Source organism: Spirillospora sp. NPDC048819, assembly GCF_040650055.1.
GTDB lineage: Bacteria > Actinomycetota > Actinomycetes > Streptosporangiales > Streptosporangiaceae > Spirillospora.
On record NZ_JBEZGN010000002.1, the window covers coordinates 119,187 to 140,636 of the forward strand.

General features: G+C 72.3%; 18 protein-coding genes. 3 read left to right on the top strand and 15 right to left on the bottom strand.

Going from position 1 to position 21,450, the window contains the following annotated elements; genetic code table 11:
• Positions 1–115 precede the first annotated feature (115 nt).
• On the top strand, positions 116–1,918 hold the full coding sequence (locus tag AB0C35_RS03650) for an AMP-dependent synthetase/ligase (protein ID WP_358450099.1): 1,803 nt from the start codon (positions 116–118) through the stop codon (positions 1,916–1,918).
• Between the two features lie 27 nt (positions 1,919–1,945).
• Here AB0C35_RS03650 and AB0C35_RS03655 read toward each other — a convergent pair whose 3' ends face one another.
• The 13 genes from AB0C35_RS03655 to AB0C35_RS03715 all read right to left on the bottom strand — a co-directional run bounded on the left by AB0C35_RS03655 (position 1,946) and on the right by AB0C35_RS03715 (position 18,457).
• A complete protein-coding gene (locus AB0C35_RS03655; RefSeq protein ID WP_358450101.1) occupies positions 1,946–2,605 on the bottom strand; it encodes an NAD(P)H-binding protein in 660 nt (219 codons plus the stop codon).
• 152 nt (positions 2,606–2,757) lie between these two features.
• Complete coding sequence (locus tag AB0C35_RS03660; protein ID WP_358450103.1) at positions 2,758–4,284, bottom strand: DUF1996 domain-containing protein; 1,527 nt, start codon at positions 4,282–4,284, stop codon at positions 2,758–2,760.
• Between the two features lie 35 nt (positions 4,285–4,319).
• On the bottom strand, positions 4,320–4,952 hold the full coding sequence (locus AB0C35_RS03665; RefSeq protein ID WP_358450105.1) for a DUF4142 domain-containing protein: 633 nt from the start codon (positions 4,950–4,952) through the stop codon (positions 4,320–4,322).
• A gap of 146 nt (positions 4,953–5,098) precedes the next feature.
• Entirely contained in the window at positions 5,099–6,610 is a 1,512-nt protein-coding gene (locus AB0C35_RS03670; RefSeq protein ID WP_358450107.1) for a ferredoxin, read from the bottom strand.
• Complete coding sequence (locus AB0C35_RS03675; protein ID WP_358451130.1) at positions 6,607–7,473, bottom strand: hypothetical protein; 867 nt, start codon at positions 7,471–7,473, stop codon at positions 6,607–6,609. Before AB0C35_RS03675 ends, AB0C35_RS03670 begins: the two co-directional genes overlap by 4 nt.
• Complete coding sequence (locus AB0C35_RS03680; protein WP_358450109.1) at positions 7,454–9,601, bottom strand: peptidoglycan DD-metalloendopeptidase family protein; 2,148 nt, start codon at positions 9,599–9,601, stop codon at positions 7,454–7,456. Before AB0C35_RS03680 ends, AB0C35_RS03675 begins: the two co-directional genes overlap by 20 nt.
• Positions 9,602–9,947: 346 nt before the next feature.
• Positions 9,948–11,489, bottom strand: coding sequence for a penicillin-binding transpeptidase domain-containing protein (locus tag AB0C35_RS03685; protein WP_358450111.1), 1,542 nt, complete (start codon positions 11,487–11,489; stop codon positions 9,948–9,950).
• A 601-nt stretch (positions 11,490–12,090) separates the two neighbouring features.
• Positions 12,091–12,882 carry a hypothetical protein gene (locus tag AB0C35_RS03690; protein ID WP_358450113.1) on the bottom strand — a complete coding sequence of 264 codons (792 nt, stop codon included), beginning with the start codon at positions 12,880–12,882 and terminating at the stop codon, positions 12,091–12,093.
• Between the two features lie 17 nt (positions 12,883–12,899).
• Positions 12,900–14,027, bottom strand: a complete 1,128-nt coding sequence (locus AB0C35_RS03695) for a glycosyltransferase family 4 protein (RefSeq protein ID WP_358450115.1) — start codon at positions 14,025–14,027, stop codon at positions 12,900–12,902.
• 88 nt (positions 14,028–14,115) lie between these two features.
• Positions 14,116–15,732, bottom strand: a complete 1,617-nt coding sequence (locus AB0C35_RS03700; protein WP_358450117.1) for a ubiquinol-cytochrome c reductase cytochrome b subunit — start codon at positions 15,730–15,732, stop codon at positions 14,116–14,118.
• Positions 15,729–16,844, bottom strand: coding sequence for a Rieske 2Fe-2S domain-containing protein (locus AB0C35_RS03705; RefSeq protein WP_358450119.1), 1,116 nt, complete (start codon positions 16,842–16,844; stop codon positions 15,729–15,731). The genes AB0C35_RS03700 and AB0C35_RS03705 overlap by 4 nt, the downstream gene beginning before the upstream one ends.
• Positions 16,841–17,749, bottom strand: coding sequence for a cytochrome c (locus AB0C35_RS03710; protein ID WP_358450121.1), 909 nt, complete (start codon positions 17,747–17,749; stop codon positions 16,841–16,843). The genes AB0C35_RS03705 and AB0C35_RS03710 overlap by 4 nt, the downstream gene beginning before the upstream one ends.
• A gap of 51 nt (positions 17,750–17,800) precedes the next feature.
• Complete coding sequence (locus AB0C35_RS03715; RefSeq protein ID WP_358450123.1) at positions 17,801–18,457, bottom strand: heme-copper oxidase subunit III; 657 nt, start codon at positions 18,455–18,457, stop codon at positions 17,801–17,803.
• A 95-nt stretch (positions 18,458–18,552) separates the two neighbouring features.
• On the opposite strand from AB0C35_RS03715, the gene AB0C35_RS03720 reads away from it, so the two are divergent.
• Both AB0C35_RS03720 and trpD read left to right on the top strand, forming a co-directional pair.
• Positions 18,553–18,975, top strand: a complete 423-nt coding sequence (locus AB0C35_RS03720) for a hypothetical protein (RefSeq protein ID WP_358450125.1) — start codon at positions 18,553–18,555, stop codon at positions 18,973–18,975.
• A gap of 46 nt (positions 18,976–19,021) precedes the next feature.
• Entirely contained in the window at positions 19,022–20,068 is a 1,047-nt protein-coding gene (gene trpD, locus AB0C35_RS03725; protein WP_358450126.1) for an anthranilate phosphoribosyltransferase, read from the top strand.
• A gap of 295 nt (positions 20,069–20,363) precedes the next feature.
• Here trpD and AB0C35_RS03730 read toward each other — a convergent pair whose 3' ends face one another.
• A complete protein-coding gene (locus tag AB0C35_RS03730; RefSeq protein ID WP_358450128.1) occupies positions 20,364–20,651 on the bottom strand; it encodes an Lrp/AsnC ligand binding domain-containing protein in 288 nt (95 codons plus the stop codon).
• A 47-nt stretch (positions 20,652–20,698) separates the two neighbouring features.
• Positions 20,699–21,448: a rhomboid family intramembrane serine protease gene (locus AB0C35_RS03735; RefSeq protein ID WP_358450130.1), complete on the bottom strand. Its 750-nt coding sequence runs from the start codon at positions 21,446–21,448 to the stop codon at positions 20,699–20,701.
• Positions 21,449–21,450 lie beyond the last annotated feature (2 nt).

Sequence of the window (21,450 nt, forward strand, 5' to 3'; positions counted from 1 at the left end):
AAGGCCAATAGGCAGACCTCCAGGGAAAATTCCCTACTGATGGGTATCATTCGTCTGCGGAGAAGCCTCCTGGGATTTCCCCGCCGACCTCGAAGACCGACTACAGGAGCAGGCCGTGCGCGAGTTCAGCGTTCCCGTGATGGTGGAGGTCCCCGACTCCGCCACCCTGACCGACGCGCCCTTCACCCGGGCCGCCGAGGATCCTGGCACGATCGTGGCGCGCCGCAAGAGCGGCTCGGGCGAGGAGGCGGCGTGGAGCGCCGTCACCGCAGCCGAGTTCGCGGCCGAGGTGACCGCCGTCGCCAAGGGCCTCACGGCCGCCGGGATCGAGCCCGGCGACCGGGTGTGCCTGCTGTCGCGGACCCGCTATGAGTGGACCGTTCTCGACTACGCGATCTGGACCGCCGGCGCGGTCTCGGTCCCCATCTACGAGACGTCCTCCCCCGAGCAGATCGAATGGATCGTCGGCGACTCCGGCGCGAAGGCCGTGTTCGCCGAGACGGACGCGCACACGGCCTCGGTCGAGGAGGTGCGGGAACGCCTCCCCGGCCTCGCGCACGTCTGGAACATCGACGCGGGCGGCGTCGACCAGGTCCGCGAACTCGGCGCCGGCACCGGGGACGACGTCGTCGAGGAGCGCCGCCGCTCCCGCACCGCCGCGGACCTCGCCACGCTCGTCTACACCTCCGGCACCACCGGACGCCCCAAGGGCTGCGAGATCACCCACGGAAACCTCGTGGCGACGGCCCGCAACGCCGTCCAGGGCGCGATCGCCGAGGTCGCCGTGGCGGGCAGCTCCACGCTGCTGTTCCTGCCGCTGGCGCACGTGTTCGCCCGGCTCATCCAGGTCGCCACGATCGAGGGCGGCATCGTCCTCGGGCACAGCGACATCCCGGACCTGCTGCCCGACCTCGCCTCCTTCCAGCCGACCTTCCTGCTGGCCGTCCCGCGCGTCTTCGAGAAGGTCTACAACGGCGCCGAGCAGAAGGCCGCGGCCGACGGCAAGGGCAAGATCTTCAAGGCGGCCGCCGAGACCGCGATCGCCTACAGCCGGGCGCTGGACGACGGCCGGCCGGGCCTCGGCCTCAAGGCGAAGCACAAGGTCTTCGACGTGCTGGTGTACGGCAAGCTGCGCGCGGCGGTCGGCGGCAAGGTGGAGTACGCGGTGTCCGGCGGGGCCGCGCTCGGCGAACGCCTCGGGCACTTCTTCCGCGGCGTCGGCATCACGATCCTGGAAGGCTACGGCCTCACCGAGACGACCGCCCCCGCCAGCGTCAACCGCCCCACCGCCCTCAAGATCGGCACCGTGGGGCAGCCGATCCCGGGCGTGGACATCCGCATCGCCGAGGACGGCGAGGTCCTCGTCCGCGGCATCAACATCCTGCGCGGCTACTGGAACAACGAGGCCGCCACCAAGGAGGCCCTGGAGGACGGCTGGCTCCACACCGGCGACCTCGGCTCCCTCGACGACGACGGGTTCCTGCGGATCACCGGCCGCAAGAAGGAGATCCTCGTGACCGCCGCGGGCAAGAACGTCGCGCCCGCCCCGCTGGAGGACAGGCTCCGCGCGCACCCGCTGATCAGCCAGTGCCTGGTCGTGGGCGACGGCCGCAAGTTCATCAGCGCCCTCGTCACGCTGGACGAGGAGGCCCTCGGCCCGTGGAAGGACCGGCACGGCAAGCCCGAGGCGATGACGGTGGACGAGCTGCGCCTCGATCCCGACGTCATCGCCGAGATCGAGGCCGCGGTCGCCGAGGCCAACAAGTCGGTCAGCCACGCCGAGGCGATCAAGAAGTACGTGATCCTCGGCGTGGACTTCACCGAGGCGGCCGGCCACATGACGCCGAGCCTGAAGGTCAAGCGCAACGTCGTGATGAAGGACTTCGCCGACGAGATCGAGTCGCTCTACACCGGCTGACCGGGGTGCGGGCCCGTCCTTCCCCGGTCAGCGCAACGCGTTGACGGCGTCCCCGATCGGGGTGTCGCCGTTGAGGAGGTCGAGCGTGCGGCGGCGGACGTCGCCGGCGTCGAGCAGCGCCACGATGACCGCCGCGACGTCGTCGCGAGTGACCGCGTCGTGCCCGATGGGCGGCTCGGCGAGCTTCACCCTGCCGGTGGGCGGGTCGTCGGTGAGGCGGCCCGGCCGCAGGATCAGCCAGTCGAGGGCGTCCCGTCGGCGCAGGTCGTCCTCAGCCTCGCCCTTGGCCCTGATGTAGGCCTCCCACACCTCGCCGCGGCCCGGCGCGGGCGGCTCCCCCGCGCCCATCGCGGAGATCTGCACGAAGCCGCGGACGCCCGCGCGCTCCGCCGCGTCCGCCGTCAGCACCGCCGCGGCCCGGTCGACGGTGTCCTTGCGCGCCGCGCCGCTGCCCGGCCCCGCCCCGGCGGCGAACACGACCGCGCCCGCCCCGGTCAGATGGCCGGCGATCTCGCCGGCGTCCGCCGACTCCAGGTCGCACACCGCCGGCTCGGCGCCGGTTTCCCGCACGTCCGCCGCGTGGCCGGGATTGCGGATCAGGCTCAGCACGGTGTCCCCCCGCGCGGCCGCCAGCCGCGACAGCCGCAGTGCGATCTTCCCGTGCCCGCCCGCGATCACGATGTTCATGTCCCCGATCGTACGGACTCCGGCTCCCGGAATCGCGCGGGCACGCGCGGGCGCGGCCGGTGAGGCGCCGCCGAAGGTCGAAGACGGCATCCTCACCGGCCGCGCGTCCGGGTCACCCCAGGGCGGTCCGGATCACCCGGACGTCAGATGGATCAGTAGTGACGCTTGGGCCGCGTCGTGGGCTGGGCGCCGCCGTCCTGGCCGCCGCCGTCCTGGCCATCGCCGTTCTGACCGCCGCCGCCGTTCTGCCCGCCGTCCTGGCCGCCGCCGCCCTGACCGCCACCGCCGTTCTGGCCGCCGCCCTGGCCGTTGATGGTGTTGACCGCCTGCTGCATCAGCTCTTCACCCATCACGTTGATGAAGTCGCCGTGGTCGGTCACCGGGTCGTGGCCCGACTCGGGGAAGCTGTCCAGCGCGAACGCCAGCGGCTCCGCGGGCACGTCGTAGGTCAGGGTCATCCGCAGCTGCGGCACGGCCTGCGTGCCCTCCGGGCAGGCGCCCGTCCGCTCGTCGGGGAAGGCGATGTGGTCGCGGTGGTTGGCGCTGTCGGTGTTCTGGCCGTCCCAGCAGCTCGGGAAGTTCAGCACGCGCGCGACCAGGCTGCCCTCCGGGCAGAGCGGGTACTTGTCGGTGAACGCCCGCTCCTCGAATCCCGTGCAGGTCCACAGCGCCTTCGCGTTCTGCAGGCCGTTCGTCACGGCCTTCGCGTCACCGGTGGCGACGCGGATGAACTGCGGCATCGCGGTCACCTGGCTGCGCGGGTTGCCCAGGAACTCCAGGCGCGCCTCCGTCGGCTCGACGATGCTGCCGATGTTGCCGTCGATCTGGCTCTGCTCGGCCCGCTCGGAGTCGTCCTGGCCCGCGCGGAGCCGCAGCACCGGCCAGAAGTAGGCCGACTTGTCGCCGTTCTCGCAGGTCGTCCCGGCCGCGGCGAACGTCTCGTCGGTCGAGAAGGCATCGGTGTCGAGGTTGCCGACGTAGTCGTGGATGTGGTGCGCGCCGTTCACGACGCCGGGCGCCGCGAGCACGTTGTCGGGGTTGCTGTGCGCCTGGCCCTCGTTCGTACCGCAGTCCACGCTGAAGACTCCGGTGGAGGCCTGCCGGGTGTTGCGCGGCTGCCGCACGCGCGGCGCCTGCTGGATCGGGACGAACTGGTCCGGCCTCAGCTCCGGGATCTCGACTTCCTGGCCGTCGCCCTGGTCGTTGCCCTGACCTTGGTCGTTGCCCTGGCCCTGGTCGTTACCTTGGCCCTGGTCGTTGCCCTGGCCCTGGCCGTTGTCCTGACCGTCGCCCATCTGGCCGTCGCCCGGCTGCTGGCCGCCGTCCTGCTGACCGCCGTCCTGCTGACCGCCGTCCTGCTGACCGCCGCCCGGCTGCTGGCCGCCGTCCTGCTGACCTCCGTCCGGCTGTTGACCGCCGTCCGGTTGCTGGCCGCCGTCTTGGCCGCCGTCCGGTTGCTGGCCGCCGTTCGGGTAGCCGGTCGGCGTGCCGCTGGGGGCGCCCGGGTCGTTGACATCGTTGAGATTTCCGCCGCCTTCGAGGTCCGAGCCGCCGGCGGCGGCCGGCGTGCTGCGGCCCGGCAGCGGGGCCGCGGTGCCACCGGGCGTCGTCTGACAGGCCGACGCGGCAAGGGCGAGCGCCGGAATGATCACGGCGAAGGCTTTTCTCTTGCTTCCCATGGAAAGGTACTCCCTTTTGCGGGGTGGGATGTACGTCATTTCAGAGCACGCCTGGGTACCAGGCCGGTGCTCTCCAGCAGCGACATGTGCGTGTTCACGAACTTCATGGAACGTTCGGCGAACGCACGGACCTCGCTGTTCTCGGACTGCGAGCGCACCTTGGCGATGACGGTGAAAACCGCCCCGTGCGCGGCGCGCAGCCGATGCACCCAGATCTTGTCGTAATCGGCGCCGAATTTGCCTGACATCTCTCTCAGCCAGGCCTTCTGGCTCCCGTTGGGCTCGTTCGGGAGGAGCACGCCGAGCCGCTCCGCGGTCGCGCGGGCGTCCGCGTCCAGCTGGACGTGCTGCTGCCAGATGATCTCGGCGACCTCCCTCACCCGAGGGCTGGAGGCACGCTGCTGTGCCTGCTGGCCTGCGGGGATCTCCCACAGGCCGGCCTGCCGCACCGCGACAAGCAACTTTCTGTCCAAAGTGCTCAGACGTCCCCAGCGAGTGTTCACGGTGCCACCGAGGTTCGCCGCGCCGCTGGCGGGGACGCCGACCGGGTTCATGACGACCGCGAAGGCGGCCCCCACGGCCGCCACGGCCGCCAGAATCAGCAGGGTGCGGCCCAGGCGAAGGCGTGGCAGCCTGCGCATTTCGGCGATTCCGTAGGATTTCCTCAAGGGAACTTCTTCCTCCTTTCGAGGATCTCTCGACGGACCCGGCGCGGGTTCTGTGGGAGATACGCGCCACGCGGGGTGCCGGGTTCAAGAGCGCTCATCGGATTTCCTGTTTCCACCCGTCCGAATTGGCCGGCCGGGGCCGGCCGTCAGCGTCTGGACGGGATGTCGGGGACGCCGTCGACGACGCGCAGCGCCAATGCGGGGCACATCGCGACCGCCTTCTGCACGTCCTTCTCCATCCAGGAGGGAATGTCGGTGCCGAGCACCACCGGGAAGCCGTATCGGTCGAGCTGGATCAGCTCGGGGACGATGTAGGCGCAAAGGCCGTGCCCGTCGCAGCGGCTCCAGTCGATCGCCACCCGGCCCTCCGAGCCGTCGGGCACCGGCAGCGGCAGGACCCCGTACGTCGACAGGTCGCAGCCGCCGCCCCACCGGTGGGCGTCGATGTCGGCGGCGAACGCCTCCATCGCCGAGAGGACGAACCTCGCGGTCCCGTCCGGATGGGTGCAGGCGCCCCGGCCCCGGCCGATGCCGGCGGCGCGGCGGACGTCCTCCACCGTCCCCGCCCCCTCGGTGAGGGAGTTGAGGGACCGCACGACGTCGGGCAGCCCGAGCCGGCACGGCCCGCACTGCCCGGCCGACTGCGCGGCCAGGTAGGAGGCGATCCGGGTGACCTCGCCGAGCGGGCAGGTGCCCTGGCTGAGCGGCAGGACGATCCCGGCGCCCACCGTCCCGCCGACCCGGCGCATCCCCGCGCGCGAGAGCACGGCCCGCGAGACCGCCGCGGGGCCGAGCCACATCCCGTGGTAGCCGCCGACGAGCACGCCCGGCGACGGCGGCACCTGGCAGTGGTCGAGCACGGCCTGGAGCGGCGTGCCGAGCGGCGCCTCCACGACCTGGGTGCCGCCGACGGTGAGCAGCGTGGTGCCCGGCTCCTCCTCCGTCCCGGCCGACGCGTACAGGTCGGAGCCGAGGGAGATGAGCACGGCGAGCTGCGCGAACGTCTCGGTGTTGGACAGCAGCGTCGGGTAGCCGTCGACGCCGGAGTCGGACGCGCGGACCTTGACGCCCGGCGGGATCGGCGTCTCCCCGTTGATCGCGCGGACCACCGCGCCGCTCTCCCCGGAGATGAACCGCTCGGTCAGCCGGACGACCCGCGCGGGCATCCGCCGCTCGCTGATCGCGGCGCGGACCGAGCGGGCGGCCTCGTCGTCCTCGACGGCCACGACGATCCGCTGGGTGCCGAGCGCGGACGCGGCGATCTGGGCGCCGTCGAGGACGAGGTGCGGCGCCCGTTCGAGCAGGACCTTGTCCTTGGCGCTGCCGGGCTCCCCCTCGGCGCCGTTCACCACGATGACGACGTCCTCGCTGGAGCCGCGTTCGCCGCCGCTCTCACCGGGCAGCAGCGCGGTCTGGTCGGCGGTCGGGTAGTTGACCCGCGCCGCCACGGCCATCAGCTTGCGGGCGAAAGGGAAGCCCGCGCCGCCGCGCCCCCTCAGGTCGACCTGCTCGCACATGCGGACGATGTCGTCCAGGTCCGGCGCGCGGAGCCTGCCGTGCACCGCGAGGTGCCGGTCGAGGTCCAGCCGGTCGAACCGGTCGAACCCGAGGGTGAGCCGCGGACCGCCGATGCCGGAGACGGTGACGGTCGACGTCATCGGTAGACCTCGGTGTCATTTCCGCCGCCGTACACGGGCATGCCGCGCGGGTCCTGGACGGTGCCGCGCGGGTCGTCGAGGCCGTCCAGGGGATCGGCCTCCCTGGCGCGGGCCGCCGCGGCGGCGCGGGCCTCCTCGTGCTCCATCGCCGCCATCGCGCGCCGGTCGCGGCGGCGTCCGGCGCCGTCCGGCCTGGAGAACGGATCGATCTCGTCGCCGGCCCGGTTGAGCTCCCGCGGCTTGACCACCACGATCAGGCGGGTCATCAGCGCGAGCACGACCAGCACCACGCTCATCACGTAGGAGAGCACGACCCAGTTCGCCGCGGCGCGCCCGGTGATGAGGCCGTGCACGATCGCGAACGGCCAGGCGACGTAGGCGAGGGCGTGGACCGACCGCCACACCCACGCCTTGCCGCCGAAGGCGAACCGCGACCGCAGCATCCCGGTGACGACGATGACGAGCATCAGGTCGAACGCGATCGTGCCGAGGCCGACCGCCCCGCCCGTCGGGACGACGATGTTGACGGGCAACGCGAGGCCGGCCATCACCTTCACCGACACGTGCGCGAACAGCATCGCCACCGAGATGATCGCGGACGCGCGGTGCAGGGCCTGCGCGAGCACCCGGTGCCGGATCTTCAGGATCAGGCGATCGGTGGCGAGCAGGCCGCTCATCACCGCGGTGGTCAGCGCCACGAGGGCGAAGACGCCGGCGAAGAAGTTGAGGAAGTACTGCACGTTCGCGACCGCGACGGCGCCCTGCGGGGTCGCCGCGCCGACGAGCACCAGCACCGCGCCGACGAGCACGAGGCGCAGCGCCCAGGTGGGGACCATGGGATCATCACTGTTGCGAATTCGCACCGCTCGGACTCCTCTTCTTGGTTGCGCCCGCCGCCGGGGCGGGGGGCGATCCGGCGCCGTTCTCCGGCCGGGCGCCTGGGGACGGCCGTGACGACGGAGGGTCGTCCGCCGCGGGGACCGCGCCGAGGTTGGCCAGCAGACCGCCGGGAAGCACCTGGAGAACACCGCGTTCGGCGAAGCCGAGGAGGGGGTTGGCCCGCTCCCGGAACGTCCAGCCGCCGATCTGCGCGCCGTCGAGCGGGATCGGCCCGCCGCCGCGGCGCAGCCCGAACCCGACCTCGGCGCGCGGCGGGGCCGCCCCGCCGCAGGGCCGTTCGGTACCGATGCGGCCGAGCGGGTCGCCCTGCCCGACGACGCCGCCGTCGCGCACCGCCGAGGCGCCGCGGAGCCGGTAGTAGGTGGTGGCGACGCCGCTCCCGTGGACGAGCATGACCATCGCGCCGCCGGCCGAGTCGGCGCAGAAGCGGTAGAGGCGGCCGTCGCCTGCCGCGAGGACGCGCCCGTCGCCGCCGGAGAACGCCAGCGAGCCCAGCGGGCGCGGGGAGTCGTCCGAGGTCGTCATCGACCAGACCTCGCCGGTCTTCCACGGCAGCATCAGACCGTCGCCGGCGCGGGAGCCGTTGACGAGCGCGGTGGCCTGCGCGGCGGTGAGCGCCCCGTAGCGGCGCAGGGCGCGCACCTCCGCCGCCGGCATGACCTTCGCGGGGGCGGCGCCGAGCAGCGCGTTGAACTCCGTCCCGCCCGAGAGCGCGACCTGCCACTCCTCGCCCGTCCAGCGGGCCGCGTAGAACGCCACTTCAGGGGTCGCGGTGCTGCCGGTGGGGACGGGGAGCGCGGTGGTGCCGAACACCCAGCTCTTGTCGGGGCTCGTCCGGGTCGCGTCCACGATCGGACGGCCCGCCGGCGGCGCGCCGTAGGCCTGCCGGGCGGCCGCGCCGCGCTCGTCGATGGTCAGCTCCCGCACCTGCGCGGCGAGCACCCCGAGGTTCGGGGGGGACGGCGCCGCGGGCGCGCCGCTCTGCCCGGGCTGCTGCGGCTGCCCCGGCTGCGGCGGCTGTGCCGGGTCGCCGCCGGGCTTCGGCGGCGTGATCGCGCGCTGCGACCCGGCGGGGCCGGACGTCCCGCCGATGGGCCCGCCCTCCAGCAGCGCACGCTCGGCGATGCCGAGCAGGGACAGCCCGACGGCGGTGGACAGCACGATCGCGCCGATGCTCATCCGGTCAGTGGGGCGCCGCCCGCGCCGCGGCGTCGCCTTCGGCCCCGGCCGCGGCGTCGCCGGGCGCCGCGACGGCGGACCGGCCGGCTGCCGCGACCTGGCGGCCCGCTGCGGGGGACGTTCCTCCACGCGCCGCTGGGAACGTGACCGTTCCGTGCGCCGCGACCGCCCGCCGCGCGGCTGGAACTCGCGAGACCGGTCCCGGCCGCCGGTGCCGAACCCTTCGGTGCGCGCGTCGAACCGTTCCGTGCGCGGGTCGGACCGCTCGGCCCGTGCATCGAACCGCTCGGCCCGGGCGTCGAACTGGCGGGTCCGGGCGTCTGGCGGGACGTTGCGGGGGCCGAACTGGCGGGTCCGCTCGTCGGATCGGCCGTTCCGGGCGTCGAACTGGCGGGTCCGCGCATCAGGTGGGTCGTTGCGGGCATCGAACTGGCGGGTCCGCGCATCAGGTGGGTCGTTGCGGGGGCCGAACTGGCGGGTCCGCGCATCGGGCGGGTCGTTGCGAGGGCCGAACTGCCTCGTCCGGGCCTCGGGCCGGCCGTTCCGCGCGTCGAACTGGCGGGTCCGCGCATCGGACCCGTCGTCCCGGGGACGGTCGTCCCTGTCCCTGGGAGGCCTGTTCCGTGCGCCGAACTGGTCTTCCGTGCGCTTGCGGGACCGCTTGGCGCGGGCCTCGTGCCGCTTCATCTCGCGCCGGCTCGGCCCGCGGCGGGACGATCGCCGTCCGCGCTCGGTGCCGTCCGGCTGCTCGGACCACCAGGACCCTTCGGGCCACTGCGGCCGCGGCTGCGGCTCGTCGGACCATGTCCCCGGAAGGGGCTCAGGTCTCGACGAGGGACGCGCGGGCGTCTCGGCCCACGGTGAAGCATGCGTGTTGTTCCGGGACGCATGCCCGATATCGCGTCGCGCCATGCCCTCTCCTGTGGAGGAGACGGAGGGCTCGGCGAACGCCGGTCGGCTCCGGACCGCCCGGCTCGTCACCCGGCGGCCTTCCCGCTGAGACATCGGGGATCGCGGCGCGGGAGCCCGCTCGCTCCCACCGCGTTCCCCGAACGGATTCTTGACGAACCCGCTCGATCACTCCGGGAGCATACGCCCCATGAGTCACTCGTTGCGCGTTAGTGCCAAAAATCCGTACGGACCTTATCCCACGGCCCTTCTGCTCTCCCCGGGAGTACGCAAGGACGCCGCGGCACGTTCACGATGAGGCTCACTTTTTCGGACGTCCGCCCGCGAGGCCCGGCGCCCCGGGCACCGGTCAGCGGACGGCCTTCAGGAAGCGGGCGGCGAGCGGCGCCGCCACCTTCGGGCCCGAGCCCCCCGCCTCGACGAAGACCGAGAAGGCGAGATCGTCGCGGTACCCGATGAACCAGGCGTGCGACCGCCCGCCGCCGAACTCGGCCGTGCCCGTCTTGCCCGCCGTCCCGGCCGGCAGCCCGGCGCCCGCGGCGGTGCCGCCGGTGACCACGGCCCGCATCAGCGTGCCGAGCGCGGAGGCCGCGGGCACCCGGCGGGGTTCCGGCGTCGCTCCCCCGCCCTCGCGGATCAGCTTCGGCGCGAGCAGCCGCGGCGCCCGCCACGAGCCGTCCGCCACGGCCGCGGCGGCCGACGCCATCAGCAGCGGGCTCGCCTGGACGCGGCCCTGCCCGATCCCGGCCTCGGCCAGCTCCGCACCGCCCCGCGGGTCCGGGAAGTTCCCCTGCGCGGCGTCCACCCCCGGTGCGATCCGCGTGCCGAATCCGAAGCGCCGGGCGCTCGCCGCCAGCTTCGCCGCGCCGAGCCGCTCGACCGCGAGCCGCGCGAAGGTGGTGTTGCAGGACGCGGCGAACGCGTCCCGCAGCGTCGTCCGCCCGAGCGCGTGGTCCTCGTCGTTGTGGATCGTGCGCTGCGCGGTGACCACCGAGGCGGGGCAGTCGACACCGGTCCCAGGACCGGCGCCGTCCGCGATCAGCGCGCCCGCGACCACCACCTTGAACGTCGAGCCGGGCGGGTAGAGGCCGAGGAACGCGCCGAGGCCGCCGAGCCCGTCGGCCACCGCGAGGACCTCCCCGCTGGACGGGCGGACGGCGATGACCGCGGCCCGGCCCGACGTGGACGCGGCGGCCGCCTTCTCCGCCGCAGCCTGCACGCGCCGGTCCAGGGTCGTGCGGATCTTCTCGCCCTTCTCCACCCCGAACAGCTTCACGCGCTGCGGCGCTCCGCCGTCGTCGCGCAGCTCGATCGCCCATCCGGTCTGCTCGTCCTCCCTGCCGAGCCGGTCGGTGATCCCGGCGAGGTAGGGCGCGAGCGGTCCGTCCTCCGGCAGCGCCCCGCCGTCCCGCGCGACCAGCGTGACGGCGGGGACCCGCACCTGCCGCAGCGTCCACCGCCCCGCGCCCTTCAACCCCGGGTACAGCGTGCCGGGCGACCACAGCACCCGCCACCGTCCGTCCACCCGCCCGAGCCGCAGCCGCGACGTGAACGACCAGCTCCCGTGCCCGGCGACCGACCGGGTGACGGTGAAGCCCGCCTGCGCGGCGCCCTGCCCGGAGCGCACGACGGGACGCGGCTCCAGGGCGATGCTGTTGATCATGAGGCCGCGGGACAGCGCGCGGTGCTGCGCGGCGAAGTCGGGAGGCGGGTCGGCGACGAACTCGCGCATCTCCTCCAGATCCCCCTCGCTCCAGGCCGCGAAGTACCCGGCCGCGACCTCGCCGGCGTCGCCGCCACGTCCGTTCCCCAGTGCCCAGCCCGCCGTGAGCCCGGCCACCAGGACGGCCGCCAGCACCCCCGCCAGCACCACAAGGCCCTTCGACCGCATGCGCCCTCCTCCGCCCGCCCAGACGATGATCATCCCAATGCCGGATAGCGCCGTACATGCCGATGAACACGTACTTTCTGGCCAAATGTGGCGATGGGCTTAGCGATGACTGATCCGCCCCTTAAGTGCGCTTTAACGGGGACGCCAGGACCACTGACGGCCCCTACCTTCGGAAATGTCCACGACCGCGGACACATGCGGCAGGAGGTGCCCCGGATGAGTCGATCACCGCGACAGGGATCAGCCCAGGGGTGGCCCACCCCTCCCGCCCATCCGCGGACAGGCACTCTGTTCATGGCGTTTTCCTCCTCCTTCGGGCCTTGGCGGCCCTCAATCGTCGGGAAACGCGTGCGATCGCTGCATCGCTCCGACTCGCCTTACGGCTCGCTGCGCGATCAGGTTTCTCGCAAGCTCGAAACCTGCCTTCGGACGCGATCGCGACGATTTTGGTCGTTGCGTGGTTGCGGCGGTGGCCGGTGCGTCGCATCCGACGCCTCTTCAGGGCCGGGGTTGCACTCCCCGCAGACGACCGGTCCCCGGGACGGGACCCCGCCTACGGCGCGGGGGCGGGGTCCCGACCGGGGACCGGTTTCGCACACCGTCAGCGCGTCCAGGGGAGGCGGACGGCCTCCAGATCCGGGTCGGTCAGGACGGCGTCGACGAGCGCGGTGGGGCCGACGACCTTCGTCCCCCACAGGTCCCAGTCGCAGTAGACGACCCAGGAGCGGTCCTCCGCCCACAGGTCGGACGGGCAGCTCGACATCGCCGGATGGTCGTACAGGGCGGCCGCGTCGCCGAGCCGTCCCGCGAAGACCGTCTCGTCGTCCCAGTCGGCGGTGACGAGCGGGCAGTAGTACGCCAGGCACCGGGTACCCGAGCCGGACGGGCTGTGCCGCAGCAGCACCCCGATCAGCCGGTGCCAGCCCTCCCGGTCGAGGCAGCCCTCCGCGGGCGGCTGGATCGCCGCCGACCAGCTCCCCGCGGGATGCCCCTGCCGCAGGCAGCGGTTGCCGGGCAGCTCCCCCTCCGGGACGGCCTGCTCGCCGAAGCCGCGCGCGAGCTCCTTCCAGCGCAGCCGCCGCCACCCCGTGCCAGGATCGCCGCTGCGGCCGAGGTCGGTGCCGGTGACGATCGCGCCCTCCAGCAGGTCGCCCACATCGCCGGGCACGTCACCGGCCGCGTCGGTCAGGCCCGCCGCGGTCACGGACTGGTGGACATCGTCGTGGGTCGTGGTGACCAGCCCCTCCTCCCACGCGTACATCGCGTGGAGGAGCCAGACGGAGTCGGGGCGGCGCGGCGGCTCGAAGCCGGAATAGCAGTGGTCGGGATCCAGATCGTGCAGCCACCGGGCGGCCTCCCCGGGAACGCGGGCCCATGCGTCCTCGATGTCCATAGCCGAATCTTGCCATCTCAGGACGCGATCAGCCCGTCGAGGCGGGTGGCCTGGACCTCCCAGCGCCACTCGCGCTCCACCCAGGCGCGGCCCTTCTCGCCCATCGCGCGGGCACGGCCGGGGTCCGTGAGAAGCCCGGTGAGCGCCCCGGCGACGCGGGCGACCGAACGGCCGGGCACGACGATCCCGGTCTCGCCGTCCAGCACCGCGTCGGGCGCGCCGCCGGAGTCGCCCGCCACCACCGGCAGCCCGGTCGCCGACGCCTCCAGGTAGACGATCCCGAGCCCCTCCACGTCCAGGCCGCGGCGGCGGGTGCGGCACGGCATCGCGAACACGTCCCCCGCGTCGTAGTGGGCGGGCAGTTCCTCCCACGGGACGCCGCCGGTGAACACGACCGACCCGCCCACCCCGAGCGACGCGGCGAGGCGTTCCAGATCAGCCCGGTACGGCCCGCCGCCGACGATCAGCAGCACGGCGTCCGGCACCGACCGCAGAACGTGCCGCCAGGCGTGGATGAGGGCGTCCTGCCCCTTGCGCGGCACCAGCCGGGAGACGCAGACGGCCACGGGACGGTCCGCCAGGCGATGCCGTGCCCGGATCTCCGCGCCGCCGGCGCCCGCGCGGAAGAGCTTCTCGTCGACGCCGGGCGCGAGCCGCGCCATCCGCGCCGCGGCGTCCGGCGACAGCGCCCGCGCCATCCGGGACCGCGTGTACTCGCCCAGGTAGGTCAGCACGTCCACGTCGTCGCCGATGCGCCCGAGGAGGCCGCGGGCGACCGGCAGCGACGCCCAGCCCGCCTCGTGCCCGTGGGTGATGCCGACGAGCCGCCCGGCGCCGCGCCGCCGCAGCGCCGGGGCCAGCAGCCCCAGCGGCGCCGCCGCGCCGAACACCACCGAGTCGCAGCCCTCCGCGCGCAGCACGTCCGCCGCCCGGCGCAGAACGCCCGGTTCCGGCAGCATCAGCGAACCCGGATGCCGGACGACCGGGAACGGCTGCGCCGCGTCGAACTCCGCGGCGCCCTTCCATGCCGGGGCGTAGACGACCACCGAGCCGGGCGGGCGCCGCACCGCGAGGCCGTGCACGAACGCCTGGATGCCGCCCGGACGGGGCGGGAAGTCGTTGGTGACGAACAGCGTCTTGGTCATCGCCGGCCAGCATACGGACCCGGCGGGTACGCGAAGGGCCCGGCACCGCCGTGACGGTGCCGGGCCCTTCCGAGGCCGGGATGCCAGGTCAGCGCTTGACCTGCTCCGCGTCCTTGCCGCTCTCGATCGCCTCGTGCTCGCCGTGCTCCTCGACGGGAATGTCGTCGAAGGTCCACGCGCGGTTCAGCCGAGAGCGCAGGTGCCCGATCGGGCCCTTGGCGGCGGGGATGCCCTGGGCGTCCCGGTCGGGCGCCCCGGGCCGGGCGTTCTCCTTGGACAGCAGAACGGCCATCTCCTCCTCGCGCGCCGGTTCGTGCCGCTCGGAGTACTTCCCGTCCGGCGACATGAGGATCACGCCGCTCTCCACGCCGTGCCCGACGATGCCGGCGTCCTTGCGCTGCAGGCCGAGGCAGACCCGCTTGGTGATGATGAACGCCAGGACCGGGCCGAGGAAGAACATGACGCGGAAGAACCAGGTCGTGGCGAACAGCGAGATGTGGAACCGCTCGGCGAGGATGTCGTTCGCGCCGGCGAGCCACAGCAGTCCGTAGAACGTCACCGCGGCCATGCCGGTCGCGGTGCGGACCGGGGCGTTGCGCGGCCGGTCGTTGACGTGGTGCTGCCGCTTGTCGCCCGTCACCCACGCCTCGATGAACGGCCACAGGGCCGCGCCGGTCATGATGATGCCGAGCGGACCCAGGGCGGGGATCAGCACGCTCAGGCTGAGCGTGTGGCCCCAGGCGTTGATCTCCCAGGCGGGCATGATCCGCAGCGAGCCCTCGAGGAAGCCCATGTACCAGTCCGGCTGGGAACCGGACGAGATGGCCCCGGGATCGTACGGCCCGTACAGCCAGACCGGGTTGATCTGCAGGAACGCGCCGAACAGCGCGCACACGCCGAAGGTGAACAGGAAGTAGGCGCCCGTCTTGGCCATGAACACCGGGTAGAACGGGTAGCCGTACACCTGCTTCTCGGTCTGGTTCTTGACCGGCATCGCGGTGTGCTTCTGATGCCACATGATCATCATGTGCGCGGTGATCAGGCCGAGCAGCAGGCCAGGGATCAGCAGGATGTGCAGCATGTACAGCCGCGGGACGATGTCCTGGCCGGGGAACTCGCCGCCGAACAGGAACATGTAGACGTAGGTCCCGACGACGGGGACCGACTCCGCCACGCCCTGGGTGATCCGCAGGCCGGTTCCGGACAGCAGGTCGTCCGGCAGCGAGTAGCCGAACAGGCCCTCCAGGATGCCGAGGGTGAACATGCCGAGGCCGATGAGCCAGTTCAGCTCGCGCGGCTTGCGGTAGGCGCCGGTGAAGAACACCCGCAGCATGTGCGCCAGGATCGACGCCATGAACAGGATCGCCGCCCAGTGGTGGATCTGCCGCATCAGCAGGCCGCCGCGGACGTCGAAGCTGATGTGCAACGTCGAGGCGTACGCCTCGGACATCGTCACGCCCTGCAGGTTCTTGTACGAACCGTCGTACACGACCTCCACCATGCTCGGCTTGAACCAGAGCGTCAGGAACGTCCCGGTCAGCAGCAGGATGATGAAGGAGTACAGGGCGATCTCGCCCAGCATGAACGACCAGTGGTCGGGAAAGACCTTCTTGACGTTCCGCCTGAAGAAAGTGGTGGACCCTAGGCGTTCGTCGATGAAGCCGAGCGTGCCCTCGACGGCCTTCGGAGCCGTGGTGTCGCTCATCCGCGCTCCCAGAAGCTCGGTCCGACGGGCTCGTGATAGTCGCTCGTCGCGATGATGTACCCGTCCTCCACGCTCAGCGGCAACTGCGGCAGCGGCCGCGCCGCGGGGCCGAAGATGACCTTCGCCGCGTCCGTGGCGTCGAACGTGGACTGGTGGCACGGGCACAGGATGTGGTGCGTGGTCTGCTCGTACAGGGCGGCTGGGCAGCCGACGTGCGTGCACACCTTGGAGTACGCCACGACCCCGTTGATGTGCCAGTTGCCGCGGCCCTCGGCGGGCTTGAACAGGGCCTCGGGGACGTTGATCAGGATCGTGACCGCCTTGGCGGCCTCCGTCAGCACCTGGTCGTGGGGAACGTGCTCCTCAAGACCCTCGGGCAGGACGGTGATCATGCTGCCGGGCTCGGCGAAGTCGCTGACCCGCAGCGGCTTGTGGGTGCCGTCCACCACCAGGCGGACGCCCTTCTTGCCCTCTTCCTTCGCCCGCTCGACGGCGTCGGCCCAGTAGGTGCTGCGGAGCCTCTTCTCCGGCAGCGGCCCGAGGTCGCGCAGCAGCACCAGCGGGGCCAGGCCGAGCGGCGCGGCGGCCAGCAGCAGCGTGCGCCGCAGCAGCGGCCGCTTGGTGATGCCGCTGTCCTCGGCGCCCTCGACGAAGTCCCTGGCGAAGGCGGCCCGGCTCTCCTCGTCGGAGGCCAGCTCGTGACGCTCCTGGACGATCGGCTTGCTGGTCATCAGCCGCCGCACCCAGATGGTCACGCCGATGGCCATCGCGAGGAACGCCACCGCCATCGTCCCGCCGAGCCAGAAGTTGGACTCGCGGGCGTCCAGGACGCCGTGCATGCCGCCGTCGCGGCCGCTCCAGCCGATGAAGTACGCGATGAACGTCACGCTGGCGGCGAACGCGAGCAGGAAGAACGCCGCGACGATCCGCTCGGCCCGCTTGGCCGACGCCTCGTCGAGCTGCTCCCCCACGCCCGCGGGCGCCGAGATGTCGTCCTCGGCGAGGAGGGCCTTCTCCTTCGCCGGGGAGGGGGTGCCGATCACGCGTTCGGGCCGGCCGCCCTCCTCGCGCGGGTCCGTCGAGCCCGCGCTCTCCTTGTTGTCGTCGCTCATGACTTCTTCAGCTTCTTCGGCTTCTTCGCGGTGATCCACATGGCGGCCAGCACCAGCAGGCCGAGCCCGACGATCCAGCCGGCCAGGCCCTCGCTCACCGGGCCGATGCGGCCGAGGCCGTTACCGCCCGGGTTCGGCTCGCTGCGCACGTCGACCAGGTAGGCGATGATCGCCCGCTTGTCCTCCGGCGTGAGCGTGGTGTCGTTGAACACCGGCATCGCCTGCGGCCCGGTCAGCATGGCCTCGTACATCTGGGTGGGCGTGACGTCCCCCGTCAGCGGGGGCGCGTACTTGCCGCCGGTCAGCGCGCCGCCCTGGCCGGTGAAGTTGTGGCACTGGGCGCAGTTGGTCCGGAACAGCTTGCCGCCGAGCGCGACGTCACCGCCCTCGGGGTCGACGGCCGACGCCGGCGGAACCTCAGGGCCGCCGCCCAGCGACTGGATGTAGGCGTTCAGGTCGTTGACGTTCTTCTGCGCCCGGGCGACCTGCTCCTCGGCCTCCCGCCGCTTCTCCGGCTCCTCGTAGTCGGTCTTGATCGAGGTGTTGAAGGCGGGGATCGGCTCCTTGCGCGGCACCTGTGCGCCAGGATTCATCGCGGGCATCCGGCCCGTGGTGACCTGGAAGTCGACGGAGGCCGCGCCCACGCCGATCAGGCTGGGCGCGATCGGATTGCCGTCGGCGTCCTTGGAGCCCTGAGCGTTCGGCCCGTGGCAGCTCGCGCAGTTCTGCAGGAACAGCGCCTCGCCGTTCTTCAGGTCCTGCGCGGCCTGGGCGCTGCTCTGCGCCTCGGCGCGGTCGGTCTTCGGCGAGAAGCCGGCGTAGATGACGCCGATCGCCGCCAGGGCCGCCAGCACGACGGCGTAGCCCGCCCACGGGCGCCGTCGCCATGCGGTGATCCTTTTCACGGAAATCCCCGTTCGGGTCATGTCTTCTGGTTGGTCAGGGTCGTCGGGCGGTCACAGGTCGAGCAGGTAGACGACCGAGAACAGGCCGATCCACACCACGTCGACGAAATGCCAGTAGTAGGACACGACGATCGCGCTCGTCGCCTGCTCGTGCGTCCACCGCTTCGCGGCGAAGGTACGCCCGAGGATGAACAGGAACGCGACGAGGCCGCCGATGACGTGCAGGCCGTGGAAGCCGGTCGCCAGGTAGAAGACCGACCCGTAGGCCGACGACGAGAAGGTCAGCCCGTCGTGGGTCACCAGGTTGTAGTACTCGTATCCCTGGCCGGCCACGAAGTAGGCGCCCATGAGGAACGTGAGCACGTACCACTCGCGCAGCCCCCAGCGCCGGAAGTTCAGCAGGCTGCCGTCACGGCCCACCTTGCCGGCCTCCGCCTTGAACACCCCGATCTGGCACGTCACCGAGGACAGCACCAGGACGGTGGTGTTCAACGCCGAAAGCGGCAGGTCTAGCGGGGCGCCCGGCCAAGCGTCTTGCCCGGACTGGCCGATCGTCACAGAGCGGATCGTGAAGAACATCGCGAACAGCGCCGCGAAGAACATCAGCTCGGACGACAGCCAAACGATCGTCCCCACGCTGACCAGATTGGGACGGTTCGCCCGTGCGTGAGGTGTTGTCTCTATGGCGGAAGCTGTCACGGGCGACATTATTGCGCCCCCATCCCGTGAGTGACGCATGACCCCCCTTCTAGGGGGTTCCCGAGCGTGTCCCCCGCGCTCCCGACCCGGTAGCCTTCACGTCCATGAGCACCGTCCCGGAGGGCCCGATGAAGGTTCTCGTCTACAGCGACGACGCGAACACCCGCGCACAGATCCGGATGGCGATCGGGCGCCGCCCCGCCGCCGGCCTCCCGAAGGTCGAGTTCGTCGAGCGGGCGACGCAGCCCGCCCTCGTCGAGCGGCTCGACGAGGGCGACATCGACGTCCTGATCGTGGACGGCGAGGCGCAGCCCGCGGGCGGCCTCGGCGTCTGCCGGCAGGCCAAGGACGAGGTGTACGACTGCCCGCCCGTCCTCGCCGTCATCGGCCGCCGCGACGACGGCTGGCTCGCGACCTGGTCCCGCGCCGACGCCGTGGTGAGCCTGCCGCTCGACCCGATGGCCGTCGCCAAGGCCGTCGCGGACCTGATGCGCAAGCGCATCGAGACCCGCCTGCCGGTCCTGTGACCCGCCGACCCGCCCAGCCCGTCAACCGATCGACGCTGTAGGGGACATGGACGCGCGCACAACCTGGCCCGCACTCCTCAACGCCCTGCTCTCGGGCGAATCGCTGTCCAGCGAGGAGACCTCCTGGGCCATGAACAGCATCATGGCCGGTGAGGCCACCGACGTGCAGATCGCGGGCTTCGCGGTCGCGCTGCGCGCCAAGGGCGAGACGGTCGAAGAGGTCACCGGCCTCGCCGACGGCATGATGGACAACGCCACGCCCGTGGACGTGCCGGGCCCCATCGCCGACCTCGTCGGGACGGGCGGCGACCGGGCGCACACGGTCAACATCTCCACGATGGCGGCCGTCGTCGCCGCCGCCTCCGGCGTCCGGGTCGTCAAGCACGGCAACCGGGCGGCGTCGTCGTCGTGCGGCGCCGCGGACCTGCTGGAGAACCTCGGCGTCGCCATCGACCTGTCCCCCCGGGCCACCGAGCGGGTCGCGGAGGAACTCGGCATCGCCTTCTGCTTCGCGCCGCTGTACCACCCGGCGTTCAGGCACACCGCCAAACCGCGCAGCGAGCTCGGCACGCCGACGGTGTTCAACTTCCTCGGCCCGCTGACGAACCCGGCGCGTCCCACCTCGCAGGCCGTCGGGGTGTTCCACCCGCGGATGGCGGGCGTCGTCGCCGGCGTGTTCGCCGCCCGCGGCTGCTCGTCGCTGGTGTTCCGCGGCGACGACGGCCTCGACGAGCTGACGACCACCGGCACCTCGACGGTGTGGGTCGTCCGCGACGGGACGGCGACGGAGACGACGTTCGACCCGTCCGACCTCGGCATCCCGCCGGCCGACGCGGAGGACCTGCGCGGCGCCGGCCCGGACTTCAACGGCCGGGTGGCCCGCGAGACGTTCGCCGGGCGGCCGGGCCCCGTCCGCGACATGGTGCTGCTGAACGCCGCCGCGCTCATCACGGCCTACGACGGCGCGCCGGCCGTCGGCGAGCTCACCGAGGCTCTGCGGGACGGCTACGAGCGCGCCGCGGCCGCCGTCGACTCCGGCGCGGCGAGCACACTCCTGGACCGCTGGATCGACCTCTCCCAGAGGCTCGTTTAACCCAGGGGGGCGACCCCCTGGAACCCCCGTTGCGAGCCGGTCGATCCTCACGACACGGTTTCGGTTTGTTGTGACCGTCTCGGTCTGCTTCGTGTCGCTGCGGTCGCCCGGCTCGGCGGGTTGTGCGACCTCCGGCGCTGGGGCGCCTCCGGCCGCACAACCCGTGCTCCCGGGACTGGGGTCACACCTAAGTCCCGTGCTCCGGTGGCTGGGGTCGCGCCCAAGTCCCGTGTTCCGGGGGCTGGGGTTGCGCCCAAGTCGGCCTTGCGTCGAGAGGCTCTGGCGAGTGTTGCTGTCAGTCGGCGTTGGGGAGGCCTAGGGCGAAGGCCTGCTCTAGGTCGTGTTGGGAGTAGGTGCGGAATGCGATGTGGGTCTCGGTGCCGAGGACGCCCGGAACCTTGTTCAGGCGGCCCGGGATGACGTCGTTCAGCTCATCGTGGCGGCCCACACGGACCATCGCCATCAGGTCGTGCTCCCCGGTGATGGAGTAGACCTCGCTGACGCCGTCCAGGGCGGCGATCGTCTCGGCCACCTCGTGGATGCGCGCGACGTCGGCCTTGACGAACACGATCGCAGTGACCACTTCACCCTCCCCTGAGATTGCGACGCTCCGACCCTACCGGGCGCCGGTCAGCCGCGGCTCAGCGCGGCGAGGCGGCCGGCCGCGCCGGCCCGGCGGGCGAGAAGCGCGAACACCACCCCGGCGACGAAACCGTAGATGTGCGCCGTGTAGGCCACGTTGCTCGTCTCGTCGCCCAGAGACAGCCACTGCAGGACGAACCAGTACCCGAGCACCACCCACACCGGCAGCCGGATCACGATGATCGGCGGCACGAAGCTGACGACGCGGCCGCGGGGGTTGAGGATCACGTAGGCGCCCATCACCCCGGCGATGGCGCCGGACGCGCCGATGAGCGGGACGATGGAGTCCGGTGTGGTCCAGGCGAAGCCGTAGACGGCCGCGAGCCCGAAGACCAGGTAGCTGAACAGGTAGCGCCATCGTCCGAGCCGGTCCTCGACGCCCATCCCGACGACGAACAGCGCGACCAGGTTGCCGAGCAGGTGCAGCGCCCCCGAGTGCAGGAACATCGAGGTGAACGCCGCCGTCCAGGGCGCCTTGTCGAAGCCCGCGGGCCCGCACTGGCGCACGATTTCGGCCGGCATCGGCTGCTGGTCGCCGGTCGTCAGCTCCTTGGGGACGGCGCCGTACTCGTAGGTGAAGTGCGCGGCCTTGCACTCGCGGACCCGGTCCTCGCCGTACCAGGTGGCGAAGTTCGACATGGGGGTGAGCAGGAACACCACCACGTTGGCCGCGACCAGCAGGTACGTCACCCACGGGACGCGCCGCGCCGGCTGGCTGTCGTAGAGGGGCAGGGCCATGC

Bases quoted from the DNA above. Each gene is read 5' to 3' on its own strand.
- AB0C35_RS03655 (WP_358450101.1), bottom strand. From the start codon at position 2,605: ATGAACATCGTGATCGCGGGCGGGCACGGGAAGATCGCACTGCGGCTG.
- AB0C35_RS03700 (WP_358450117.1), bottom strand. From the start codon at position 15,732: ATGAGCGACACCACGGCTCCGAAGGCCGTCGAGGGCACGCTCGGCTTC.
- AB0C35_RS03670 (WP_358450107.1), bottom strand. From the start codon at position 6,610: ATGACGTCGACCGTCACCGTCTCCGGCATCGGCGGTCCGCGGCTCACC.
- AB0C35_RS03680 (WP_358450109.1), bottom strand. From the start codon at position 9,601: ATGGCGCGACGCGATATCGGGCATGCGTCCCGGAACAACACGCATGCT.
- AB0C35_RS03660 (WP_358450103.1), bottom strand. From the start codon at position 4,284: ATGGGAAGCAAGAGAAAAGCCTTCGCCGTGATCATTCCGGCGCTCGCC.
- AB0C35_RS03685 (WP_358450111.1), bottom strand. From the start codon at position 11,489: ATGCGGTCGAAGGGCCTTGTGGTGCTGGCGGGGGTGCTGGCGGCCGTC.
- AB0C35_RS03690 (WP_358450113.1), bottom strand. From the start codon at position 12,882: ATGGACATCGAGGACGCATGGGCCCGCGTTCCCGGGGAGGCCGCCCGG.
- AB0C35_RS03715 (WP_358450123.1), bottom strand. From the start codon at position 18,457: ATGTCGCCCGTGACAGCTTCCGCCATAGAGACAACACCTCACGCACGG.
- trpD (WP_358450126.1), top strand. From the start codon at position 19,022: ATGGACGCGCGCACAACCTGGCCCGCACTCCTCAACGCCCTGCTCTCG.
- AB0C35_RS03695 (WP_358450115.1), bottom strand. From the start codon at position 14,027: ATGACCAAGACGCTGTTCGTCACCAACGACTTCCCGCCCCGTCCGGGC.
- AB0C35_RS03720 (WP_358450125.1), top strand. From the start codon at position 18,553: ATGAGCACCGTCCCGGAGGGCCCGATGAAGGTTCTCGTCTACAGCGAC.
- AB0C35_RS03735 (WP_358450130.1), bottom strand. From the start codon at position 21,448: ATGGCCCTGCCCCTCTACGACAGCCAGCCGGCGCGGCGCGTCCCGTGG.
- AB0C35_RS03705 (WP_358450119.1), bottom strand. From the start codon at position 16,844: ATGAGCGACGACAACAAGGAGAGCGCGGGCTCGACGGACCCGCGCGAG.